This is a genomic window from Cohnella baijiui, from assembly GCF_020731285.1.
In the GTDB taxonomy this organism is placed as follows: Bacteria; Bacillota; Bacilli; order Paenibacillales; family Paenibacillaceae; genus Cohnella.
Window position 1 is genome coordinate 1 of the sequence record NZ_JAJFOW010000074.1, and the last position, 11,526, is coordinate 11,526.

7 protein-coding genes are annotated in these 11,526 nt (G+C 64.4%); all 7 read left to right on the plus strand.

Annotated features, from left to right (window positions below; all coding sequences use genetic code 11):
- Nucleotides 1-401 precede the first annotated feature (401 nt).
- Nucleotides 402-1,238 carry a carbohydrate ABC transporter permease gene (locus LKX83_RS31260; protein ID WP_227887098.1) on the plus strand — a complete coding sequence of 279 codons (837 nt, stop codon included), beginning with the start codon at nucleotides 402-404 and terminating at the stop codon, nucleotides 1,236-1,238.
- Nucleotides 1,239-1,355: 117 nt separating this feature from the next.
- Nucleotides 1,356-2,720, plus strand: coding sequence for an ABC transporter substrate-binding protein (locus LKX83_RS31265; protein ID WP_227887100.1), 1,365 nt, complete (start codon nucleotides 1,356-1,358; stop codon nucleotides 2,718-2,720).
- A gap of 91 nt (nucleotides 2,721-2,811) precedes the next feature.
- Nucleotides 2,812-3,702 (plus strand): carbohydrate ABC transporter permease, encoded by an 891-nt coding sequence (locus tag LKX83_RS31270; RefSeq protein ID WP_227887102.1) that lies wholly within the window; start codon nucleotides 2,812-2,814, stop codon nucleotides 3,700-3,702.
- Between the two features lie 46 nt (nucleotides 3,703-3,748).
- The gene (locus LKX83_RS31275) at nucleotides 3,749-6,172 is read left to right on the plus strand and encodes a discoidin domain-containing protein (protein WP_227887103.1); all 2,424 of its coding nucleotides are present in this window, start codon (nucleotides 3,749-3,751) and stop codon (nucleotides 6,170-6,172) included.
- A gap of 46 nt (nucleotides 6,173-6,218) precedes the next feature.
- A complete protein-coding gene (locus LKX83_RS31280) occupies nucleotides 6,219-7,667 on the plus strand; it encodes a DUF4185 domain-containing protein (protein ID WP_227887105.1) in 1,449 nt (482 codons plus the stop codon).
- Nucleotides 7,668-7,685: 18 nt separating this feature from the next.
- On the plus strand, nucleotides 7,686-8,624 hold the full coding sequence (locus LKX83_RS31285) for an ROK family protein (RefSeq protein ID WP_227887107.1): 939 nt from the start codon (nucleotides 7,686-7,688) through the stop codon (nucleotides 8,622-8,624).
- 12 nt (nucleotides 8,625-8,636) lie between these two features.
- Entirely contained in the window at nucleotides 8,637-11,261 is a 2,625-nt protein-coding gene (locus tag LKX83_RS31290; protein WP_227887109.1) for a glycoside hydrolase family 38 N-terminal domain-containing protein, read from the plus strand.
- Nucleotides 11,262-11,526: the final 265 nt, after the last annotated feature.

Below are 11,526 nucleotides of genomic sequence, written 5' to 3' on the forward strand. Positions count from 1 at the left end.
TTCGGCGAAAAAGCGTGCGAAGGTCGGATGTAGGTAGTTTACATACGCACATTCGAAAACAGGCGCTGCATTTCTCCCCGCATCCCCGCCACTCCACCAAAATAAGTAACATGATGTTCCTATTCCCCCGCATCCCCGCCACGCCACCGAAATAGGTAGCAAAACGTCCCCTATTCCCCCGCGCCCCGTCACTCCGCCGCAATAGGGAACAAATTGTCCCTTATTTACCCACGCTCCCACCACAACGCTTCACCCAAATCGTCCCCGCCGACCGCTCCCCCATTCGCATGTCTTGATTTTGTAAAAACGCGACGCCTAAACAAAAAGACGGTACCCGGACGGGGGCGGTAAAATGGATTTGTTGCTGTAAGCGGATTCATCCTGAGATGGGAGATTAGAACATGGCATTGAAATCGAACACAATACTCCATCGAATCGTGGTGTACGCCCTGCTGCTGGCCGGGAGCGCCGCCTTTATCCTGCCGCTCGTGTGGCTGCTGTCGACTTCTCTCAAAGGGGATACCGGGCTGTTCGAGATTCCGCCCAAGTGGGTTCCCGACCCGATCCACTGGGACAACTACAAGAAAGCCGTCCAGTCGTTCCCGTTCCTCCGCTATACGTGGAATACGGTGCTCATCACCGTGCTGTGCATGATCGGCGCCATGCTGTCTTCGTCCGTCGTCGCCTATGCGTTCGCGAGGCTGAGATGGCCGGGACGTGACGCGTGGTTCGTGATCATGCTGGCGACGATGATGCTGCCCGCACAGGTGACGATGATCCCGCTGTTTATCCTGTTCAAGGAGCTCGGCTGGGTCAACACCTACTTGCCGCTGATCGTGCCGTTTTTCTTCGGCAGCGCGTTCTACATTTTCCTCATGCGCCAATTCTTCATGACGATCCCGAAAGAACTCAGCGAAGCGGCCAAAATCGACGGCTGCACCGAGCTGTACACCTGGTGGCGCATCTTCATGCCGCTTTCGAAGCCCGCGCTCGCGACGCTCGGCATCTTTACCTTCACCCTCGTCTGGAACGACTTCCAGGGACCGCTCATCTACCTCAACGACACCAACAAGTTCACGCTGATGCTCGGGCTGCGGAGCTTCCAGCAGCAGTACGGCACGCGGTGGAACGTCATGATGGCGGCCTCGCTGCTCGTCATGCTGCCGACGCTGGCGCTGTTCTTCTCCTTCCAGCGTTACTTCATCGAAGGCGTGACCCTGACCGGCGTCAAAGGCTAACACCCGCGGCGGAAGCCGCTTATGAGAGGGGGGATGCGGGCTTCGCGGACCGCGCGAGTCGGCTAGTCGTACCTCGATAATCACGAATCGCTTATTTTGGGAGGTCACATGGAAACGATGAAACAGAAAAAAGCCCTCATCCTCGTACTCACGACCGTCATGCTCGGCTCGATGCTGACGGCCTGCTCCGGCAACAAAGACAACAACGGCGCCGCAAGCCCTTCGGCCTCGTCCGGCGCGTCGGCTTCCGGTTCGGCATCGCCAAGCGGCTCCGCATCCGAAGAGCCGGTCACCATCTCCTACTGGCACATCTATACGGACGGTCCGATGAAGGATCTGACCGACCAGCTCCTCAAGGACTTTCACGATCAGCACCCGAACATCACGGTCGAGCAGCTCGGCGTGAACTTCTTCGACTACTGGACGAAGCTCTCCACGGCGATGGCGGCCGGCAGCGGCCCGGACCTCGCCCTGAACGACACGAGCACCGTGCCGTCCCGCGCCAAGACGGGCGCCATCCTGAGCACGGATGAGTTCATCCAACGCGACGGCGTCAACCTGGGCGACTACTTCCCCATTCTCGTCGACCGCATGAAGTACCAAGGCAAAATGTACGGCATGCCGAACGACACGGACGTCCGCGTCCTTTACTACAACAAGAAAATGTTCCAGGACGCCGGTCTCGATCCGAACACGCCGCCGAAAAACTGGGACGAGCTTGAGCAGTACGCCGACAAGCTGACCAAATGGAACGACAAAAAAATGCTCGACGTCATCGGCTTCTCCCCGGCGCTCGGCAACCTGCACCTGTGGACGCTCGCTTGGGCGAACGGCGGCGACTTCTGGGACGACGAAGGCAAGCCGACGTTTAACAAGCAAGAGAACCTCGAAGCGCTCCAATGGGAGAAAAAGATCCAGGACAAGTACGGCGTCAAGGCGATGTCCGCGTTCAACTCGCAGGCGAGCGCCCTCGGCTTCAGCCCGTTCATCGCGGGCAAGGCGGCCATGATCGTCGACGTCAACAATCTGTACGAGGAAATCAAAACGCGGGCGCCCGAGCTCGACTTCGGCGTCGCGCCGATCCCGTACACCAAGACGCCTACGAGCTGGTCGGCCGGCTTCGACCTCGAGCTCGTGAACAACAAGGACGACAAGCGCGCGGCCGCGGCTTGGGAACTCATGAAGTACCTGACGAGCACGGAAGTCCAGGTCAAAATCCACGAAGCGTCGGGCTCCCTCGTCTCCAACATGAAGGCGGCGCAGGATCCGAAGTTCATGGAAGATCCGAACTGGAAGATGATCGTCGATCAGATGCAGTACTCGCGCTTCATCGAGTATATCGAAGCGATGCCATCGTGGCACGGCAATCTGGATCCGGTCGAGCAAGCGGTACTGAACTCCGGCAAGGATCCGAAGGAGTTCCTCGACGGCGCCCAGAAAAACGCCGAGAACGCCGTCGCGAACTTCGGCAAGACGCAGTAAACGAGACCTTCCGCCTCATCCGTCCGCGCTCGCCGCGGACGGATGAGGCGCTCAGAAAGGGGTACGATTCGCCGTGCGCGGAAGACGACCGATGAAGTTAAGCACCCGAGAAGCACTGAACGGCTATATGTTCTTCTCGCCGGGATTGATCGGATTCCTCGTGTTCATGGGATTTCCGATCCTGTTCTCGCTCTATTTGAGCTTCACCTCTTACAACATCTACAGTCCGCCCAAGTGGATCGGTCTGGTCAACTACGAGTACATGTTCACGAAGGACCCGCTCTTCTTCAAGAGCCTGGGCAACACGCTGTACTACGTCGCGCTCAGCGTGCCGCTGAACACGATCCTCGGCGTGCTGGTCGCCATCCTGATGAATCAGAAGGTGCTCGGCATCCGGGTGTTCCGAACGATTTTCTTCCTGCCGAGCATCGTCTCCGGCGTCGCCGTGGCGCTGCTGTGGCAGTGGATCCTCGACGGCAACTTCGGCCTGATCAATACGTTCCTGGGCAACTTCGGCATCACGGGTCCCGGCTGGTTGACCGAGGAAACATGGTCCAAACCGTCGATGGTGCTCATGAACCTGTGGGCCGTCGGAGGCACGATGATCATCTACCTGGCAGGCCTCCAAGGCGTGCCGAGAAGCTTGTACGAAGCCGCCACCGTAGACGGGGCGGGCCGGCTCCGGCAGTTCTGGAACATCACGATTCCGATGCTGACGCCGACGATCTTTTTCAACGTCATCATGGGCGTGCTCGGCGGGTTCCAGGTGTTCATCCAGGCGTACATCATGACGGGCGGCGGTCCGAACAACTCGACGATGTTCTATGCGCTGTATCTGTACAACAAGGCGTTCAAGGATTTGCAGATGGGCTATGCGTCCGCGCTGGCCTGGGTACTGCTGGTCATCGCGATGGTGTTGACGCTGATCATCATGAAGACGAGCACGAAATGGGTCTATTACGAAGGCGCCGACCAAAGGTAGCCGATCGAAGCGAAAGCGCGCCAAGGGCGGAAATGGGGTTGCCCCGATGACAAAACGATGGCGATACATCCTGGCCGGAACGGCCGCGGCCGCGGTCGTACTGGCGGCCGTCGCCGCCGGACTGGCGACCGGCCTGTTGGGCGGACGCGGGCGGGCGGATGCCGCCGCTGCGGCCGGCTACGGCACGTATATTCCCGTCGCCGCCGTCGACGGCAAAGCCATGGCGCCTTGCAGCACGAACCGCGCGGTCGACCAGTCGGGCATGTCCGGCGCTGCGGCCAAGTCGCAGACGCACGGCAACGACGGCGGCACGATGTGGTGCGTGCGCACCGCCGCGGGCGAAGCCGCAGCCTTGACGTTCGATCTGGGGCGCGTGGAGCCTTTGGGCGAAATGTGGATCTGGAATTACAACGAGAAGGACAACAATTCGCCGGAAGCGGGACAGACGGACCGGGGACTGAGAGACGTGTCCGTCTACCTCTCGGCGGATGGAGATACATGGAAGGAATGGCGGGGCGACGGCTATCCGTTTCGCCTCGCCAAAGCGGACGGCTCCGACCGGCTCACCGCGACGAATCTGGACGACGGGGAGCGAAGTCCGATCCGCTTCGGCGGGACGCCGGCCCGCTACGTCAAGCTGACGGCGTCCGAGGCGCCGGGCAAAGGCAATTGGGCGACGCGGGGAGGCGCGGATGCGCGCGTTTTCGGGCTCGCCGAGGTGCGATTTTACCGCTACGCGCGCCAAGTGGTCTACGGAGGGCTCATCGACCCGATCGGGGCGAGCGATGCCGGCGGCGCGGCCGAGCCGGACGAAGGCGAAAAGGCGATCGAAGCTTCGCATCCGGAAAACGCCGTGAACGGCTACGGGCTGTCCGGCGTGTCCGGCCGGGACGCCGCCCACGGCAGCGATCCGCGCACGATGTGGCTGCTGCACGCGGAGAAGGCGGGCGAGGCTTCGCTGACGGTCGATCTGGGCGGCACCTACCCGCTCGCCGAGATGCAGGTGTGGAATTACAACGGCAAGGACGAGGCGGGACGGCCGCTAACCTCGCGCGGTCTGCGGGACGTCGGGATCGCCTACTCGATCGACGGGCAGACGTGGTCCGAGCTGCAGGGCAAGGGATATCCTTACCGTTTCGCCCAGGCAGACGGGAGCGACCGGTCCGCCGCGACCAATCTCGACGGTGGAGCGGGGCCCGTGGACTTCGGCGGCGCCTCGGCACGGTACGTGAAGCTGACCGCCCAAGGCGGCCCCGGCCAAGGAAATTGGGGCGCGAAGGAGGCGGGTCGGACGCTTTACGGAGTCAGCGCGCTGCGTTTCGTCGCGGGGGCCGGCGTCGCGGCCGAGCCGGCGCCCGAGTGGACCGGGCTGTTCAGCCGGTACGAGGGCTGGACCGGCGCCGACGGGATCTTCTCGATTCCGCTGAACGGGGCGTCCGATCAGCCGGGCTCCGCCGGCAGCGACACGAAGACGCTGTTTCTCTTCAGCGACACGTATGCGGGACAAGTGCAGCCGATCTCCCGGGCGAGAGAGTCGGGGGCGATCGTGAACAATTCGGTCGGCCTGCTGAGCGGAGCGCGGCCGGACCCGGCCGCCATCCGGTTCGACTGGGTGCCGAAGTCGGCCGATCTGACGCTGTTCGCGCCGCACACCGAAGCGGCCCGGTCGCTGCCGGGCAGCTGGTACTGGCTGCAGGACGGAATCGCGAAAGACGGGCAGCTGCACCTGTTCCCGCTGCTCATGGTGAAGGATCCGGTCCAGCCGCCGGGCTTCCAGTTCGCGATCCGCGGCGTGACGCATGTCTCGGTGCCGCTCAAGGACGGCGTGCCGGACTACGCGGCGCAGACGCAGGCGGATACGCCGCTGTACCGCAAGCTGCCGGACGGCAGCGAGCTCGTGTTCGGCGCGGGCATCCTCGACAATACCGCCGAGGCGGGCGCGCCGAATCCGGACGGCTACATTTACACGTACGGCTACAAGGTCGAGACCGACGGGAACAAGCGTCTCCTCGTGGCGCGGGCGCTTCCCGCCGACGTCGGAGCGCCTTCGCGGTGGACGTATGGGGACGGCGGGTCGTGGAGCGCGGACATCGAAGCCGCCGTCCCGCTCGCGGACGGGGTGTCCCCCGAGCTCAGCGTGACGCCGATGGCGTCGGGGCGCTGGCAGGGCAAATACCTGCTCGTCTGCGAAAAAGACTCGACCGGCGGGCTCGTGGCCTATGCCGTCGGCGACTCGCCGGCCGGTCCGTTCGGCCCGCTGACGCCGCTCTACCATACGCCCGAGCTGACGAACGGCCTGGGACAGGACGTCGTCACCTACAACGCCAAGGCGCATCCCCACCTCTCGCAGGCGGGCGAGCTTCTGGTCACCTACAACGTCAATTCGACGAGCTTGGCGGAAAATGCCGCCAACGCCGATATTTATCATCCCCGCTGGATTCGGATCCGCGAGCTCGGACCCGCGTCTTGACGGCGGACGCTACGGCATACGAACGAGAGAAAAGGGGGCACCTATGATGACCTACGACAACCAAGCGCATGCGCCCCGCCGGCCGGGAGATCCGATCCCGTTCCGCCGCCTGCCGGAGGCGGAGGGAGAGGGCGGCCGGCCAGGGACGATCTACGATTTCGGCGCGACGTATCCGATCGGCGAGATCCGCTGGACGGCGGAGAGCGCCGCGCGAATGCCGGCCGGTCCCGTGCGCGTCGAGCATTCCCTGGACGGGAAGGCTTGGAGCGCGGCCGAGGCGGTCGCTGCCGAAGCTGAAGGCGTCGTCCGGCCGGACGGCGTCATCCATGCGCGCTACATCCGTCTAGCGGGAGAGGCGAGCCGGTTCTCGGCGGGATGCGGCTATGCGGCCGAACCAGAGGAGGCGTGGACGCGGCTCTTTCACCGGCGGGAGGGCTGGACCGGCTCCGACGGCATTTACGCGATCCCGCTGAACGGCGTGGAAGCGCCCGGACGGGCGTCGGACGCCCGCACGCTGCTGCTCTTCGGAGATACGTTCATCGGCGGCGTGGACGAGACGACGGACGCGCGGATCGATGCCGTCATGATCAACAATTCCTACGCGCTGCTCGACGGAGACCGTCCGGACCCCGCGGCGATCTCCTTCCATTGGGGACTGGACGGGCAGACGCCCGAGAGCGCGATCATCCCGACGACCCCGCGCGCGCTGTCGCATGAGGGAACCTACTACTGGCTGCAGGACGGGACGTCGGTAGGCGGCCGGTTCCACTGCTTTCCGCTCATCATCGGGCCCAACCCGGACGGTCCGGAGGGATTCCAGTTCGCGGTGCACGGCATTACCCGGGTTTCCGCCCCTATGGGTGAACATGGACCGGCGCTGTCCGAGCAGGAGCAGGCGGATACGCCGCTTTACTTTACCTCGGCGAACGGACACGTCACCTACTTCGGCGCGGCGATCCTTCCCTTGACGGAGGAGGCGGGCGCACCGAACCCGGACGGGTTCGTCTACGTGTACGGCCTGCAAAACGACGGAGCGACCCGCTTGGTGGCGGCGCGCGTGCCGGCGGGCGAGCTGGAGAACATGGAGCGCTGGACGTATTGGGACGGCCGGGGCTGGACCGAGCGCAAGGAGGACTGCGCGCCGATCGTCCCCGAGGTGTCGTCGGAGCTGAGCGTGTCGCCGATGACAGGCGGTTTCCTGGACGGCCGATACGTCATCGTTTGCCAATTGGGCGGCATTTCGGGCAACCGCGTGGCGGTGTACGCGGGAGACAGCCCCGTCGGGCCGTTCGGCCCCGCGATCCCGCTGTACGCGCCGTCCGAGCCGGAGGCGGGGAACGGCATTTACTCGTACAACGCCAAAGCGCATCCGCATCTGTCGGAGCCTGGAGAACTGCTCGCAAGTTACAACGTCAATACAACCAGCTGGGATGCCCACGCGGCGTTCGGCGGCATCTACCGTCCCAGGTTCATCCGGATTCGGCAGATCGTTTAAGCGGATGGGAGAGCAGTCATGAGAAACTACGCAATCGTATTCGACGTCGGCGGACTGTTCATCAAATCCGCCGTCGTGAACGACCAGGGACGGCTCGTGCCTGGTACCTATATGATCTACCCCGCCAAGTCCAAGGAATCCAAGGAGCAGCTGCTCGGCCATCTCGTCGATCTGGTCAAGCAGCAGACGAATCGGATCATGGACCGGTCGTTCCGGGTGGAGGGCATCGGATACGCCTTTCCGGGGCCGTTCGACTACGAGCGGGGCATCAGCTACATCCGCGCCGTGGACAAGTTCGAAGCGATCTACGGGGTCAACCTGCGGGAGGAGCTGGCGCATCGTCTGGCGCAGGAGAGCGCCTTCGCCGCCAAGCGGTCGCCGGGATTCCACATCGTGTTCGAGAACGACGCCAACCTGTTCGCGCTCGGGGAATACGAAGCGGGCAAAGCCGGCCGCTACGCCAAGACGCTGTGCCTGACGATCGGCACCGGCGCGGGCTCGGCATTCCTCGAGCGGGGCGAGCTGGTGAAGGACCGCCCGGACGTGCCCGCGAACGGGTGGATCTACAACCAGCCGTTCCGGGATTCGGTGGTCGACGACTACGTCTCCAAGCGGGGCATCGTCCGGCTGCTGGAGGAGGCGGGCTTCGATGGGGACGATCTCGACGTGAAAAACGCAGCCGAGCGGGCCAAGGGGGGCGACGAGCGCGCCGCGGAAGTATTCCGGCGGTTCGGCGCCACGATCGGCGAGATGCTGCTGCCCTTTCTCCGGTCCTTCCGGCCCGAGGCGGTCGTCATCGGCGGCCAGATCGTCAAGAGCAAGGAACTGTTCCTGGACAGCGCGCGGGAAGCGGTGCGCGACTACCCCGTGGCGCTCGAGGTGTCCGACGAGACTTCGATCAGCACCTTCGCGGGCGTCTCCAGACTGCTGCAGCAACAGAAGAAAGTGACGAAGTGAGGGGAAGCGAACATGTCCAACATTCGGGAAATACTCGTCTACCAGCATAGCCATTTGGATGTCGGCTACACCCACCCGCAGCCGGTGCTCTGGGAGCTGCAGAAGTCTTATATCGATCAGGCTATCGAGCTGTGCGAGCAGACGGCCAACGACCCGGCGGACGATCGGTTCTACTGGACCTGCGAGGCGACGGCACCGGTGCTGCGCTGGCTGGAGACGGCGGACGAGCGGCGGATCGAACGGTTCGCCGCGCTCGTCCGCAGCGGGCAGATCTGCTTGACGGCCGTGAACATGCACGGCACGCCGCTCAGCTCGGCCGAAGAGATGATGCGGGCGCTCTATCCCGTCAAGGCGCTTCGGGAGCGCTTCGGCGTGCCGATCCGCACGGCGGTGAACCACGACATTAACGGCCAGCCGTGGACGTTCGCGCAGATTCTGCTGGACGCCGGCATCGAGCTGTATACGACAGGGATTAATACCCATTTCGGAGGTGTCCCGTTCAAGCGGCCGAGCGCTTTCCGCTGGTCGGCTCCGGATTGCGGAGAACTCATGACCTTCCACGGCGAGCACTATTCGCTGTTCACGCAGTTCGGCGAGTTGTGGGAGAACGATATGGCCAAGATGCAGGCGGGACTCGGCCGCTACCTCTCGCGCCTTTCGCGCGAAGGGTACCCGTACGACTTCGTCTACCTCTCGGCGACCAACTCCCCGATGCTCGACAATACGCCGCCCGACTGGGAGCTGCTGGAGATGATCCGGCGCTGGAACGCGGAGGGTCTCGGACCGAAGATCCGCATGGCCACGCCGGAGATGCTGCTGGATCGCCTGAAAGGTCTCCCGCAGGATCAGGTGACGGTCCATCCCGGCGACTGGACGGACTATTGGAACTTCGGCGCCGCCAGCTCGGCCGACGAGACGCGGCTTTCGCGACGGACGAAGACGGCGCTGCAGAGCGCGGAGTTCCTCTCCGCCTTCCGCGGCGGGCCGGCGGATGCGGCGGAGGAGCGCCTGTACGCCGACGCTTGGGAGCAAGTACAGTTGTACGACGAGCATACATGGGGAGCGAACATCTCGGTCACCGACCCCGACGCGGCATACACCAAGGTGCTGTGGGGGCACAAGGCGCATTTCGCCTATCAGGCCAACAGCCTGAGCGGCTATCTGCTCAACCGGGAGATGGAGCGGCTTGCCGGCAATCCGCCTCAGTCGGGCGCGCCTGACGGCGTTCTGCTCGTCAATCCGACGCCGGTAGAGCAAACGGTCGATGTGCGGCTGCCGGATTATTGGTACTTCGAAGGCCGGCACACGGCGGGAGGCCGGTTCCACGTCCACCGCAACAATCTGGATACGGATTGGACGCAGCCGTCGGCCGGCACCGTGACGCTGCCGGCATTCAGCTGGCGGAAGCTGCCCAAGCACGCGCTGACGCGCGCCGCGCAAAGACCGGAAGTGCAGGTCGATGCGCCGGCCGGGCGGATCGAAACGCCCTACTACCGGCTGCGCTACGAGCCGGAGACGGGGCGAATCGCGGAGCTGCACGACAAGCGCGCGGACCGGGCGCTCATCGCGCCGGGCAATCCGTGGACGTGGTTCCAGTACGTGCACGAGATGCCTGATCCGCTGGCGCATCGCCGCCACCGCGAGACGCTGTTCAAGCGCGAGATCGACAAATGCAACGACAGCATCAGCTGCTGGAACCGCGAGTGGACGGCCAGCCGGCACGGCGCCGAGCGGCTGTTGTCCTGCGCGGCGGCCGAGCACGACGGCGGAGTGACGCTCACGCTCGTCTGGGAGGCGCCGGGAGTTCGCCGGCTCGAGCAGCGCATCACGCTGTTCCGGGACCGCCCGAGCATCGAGCTGCAGGTCTCGCTGGACAAGACGGACGACCGGGCGCCCGAGTCGCTGTACTTTGCTTTTCCACTCCGCTTGGATGCGGGCTGGGAAGCGACGTTCGACACGGCGGGCACGCTCGTTCGGCTCGACGACGATCAGCTGCCCGGCGTCTGCCGGGACTGGGTCACGGTCGACCGGGCGGTGTCCGTGTACGACGGCAGCTACGGCGTGACGCTCGCTTGCCCGGACGCGCCGCTCGTGCAGATCGGCGGCTTCCACTTCGGACGGGAGCAGGCGGCGATTCCGCGGGAAGCCGATCCGACGCTGCTGGCTTGGCCGTTTAACAACTATTGGGACACGAACTTCCGCGCCAGCCAGCCGGGAGCCATTTCCCTCACGTACGTCGTCACGCCGTTCTCCGGCCCCTTCCGCTCGGAGGAGCAGCATCGGCTGGGCGTGGAGGCTTCGCACCCGGTGCAGCTGTTCCCGGCTTACAACTGCTCGGAGGCGGCGGGCGGCACGCTGCTGGACGTCTCCGGCGCGGGCGTCGCGGCGGTCTACGTGAAGCCGGCCGCGGACGGCGACGGGCTCATCATCCGGCTGCAGGATACGCGCGGCGTCCCCGAGCGGGCGTCCGGGGCCGTCGCCTACGAACTCCGGCTGCCGGGCTCCGCGATCGCCGGCGCCTGGCGCGCCAATGCGCTGGAGGAGAACGGCGCCTCGCTCGAAGTGAAGGACGCCGCGGTGCGCGGGTCGCTCGAGGCGGGCGGCTTGGCGACTGTACGCATACGTCTAGATAAGTGATGGGGACGGTCGGTCGCGCGGGGCCGGGGCAGGAGGGGCTGAAGTGGCAGGGTTTGAACGGTAAAAGCTGCATGAGTGGTGCGATTTAGCGCACATGTGCGAAGATACGAGGTTTTCGGCGCGTGAGAGGTGTGTTTTACCACACTTGCCCGTGGAAGTGGGGCTCGGTTAGGCATGAGTGGTACGATCTGCCGCACATGTGAGAAGATGCGAGGTTTTCGGCGCGTGAGAGGTATGTTTTACCACACTTGCTCGTGGAAGCGGG

Bases quoted from the DNA above. Each gene is read 5' to 3' on its own strand.
- LKX83_RS31290 (WP_227887109.1), top strand. From the start codon at position 8,637: ATGTCCAACATTCGGGAAATACTCGTCTACCAGCATAGCCATTTGGAT.
- LKX83_RS31260 (WP_227887098.1), top strand. From the start codon at position 402: ATGGCATTGAAATCGAACACAATACTCCATCGAATCGTGGTGTACGCC.
- LKX83_RS31285 (WP_227887107.1), top strand. From the start codon at position 7,686: ATGAGAAACTACGCAATCGTATTCGACGTCGGCGGACTGTTCATCAAA.
- LKX83_RS31275 (WP_227887103.1), top strand. From the start codon at position 3,749: ATGACAAAACGATGGCGATACATCCTGGCCGGAACGGCCGCGGCCGCG.
- LKX83_RS31280 (WP_227887105.1), top strand. From the start codon at position 6,219: ATGACCTACGACAACCAAGCGCATGCGCCCCGCCGGCCGGGAGATCCG.
- LKX83_RS31270 (WP_227887102.1), top strand. From the start codon at position 2,812: ATGAAGTTAAGCACCCGAGAAGCACTGAACGGCTATATGTTCTTCTCG.
- LKX83_RS31265 (WP_227887100.1), top strand. From the start codon at position 1,356: ATGAAACAGAAAAAAGCCCTCATCCTCGTACTCACGACCGTCATGCTC.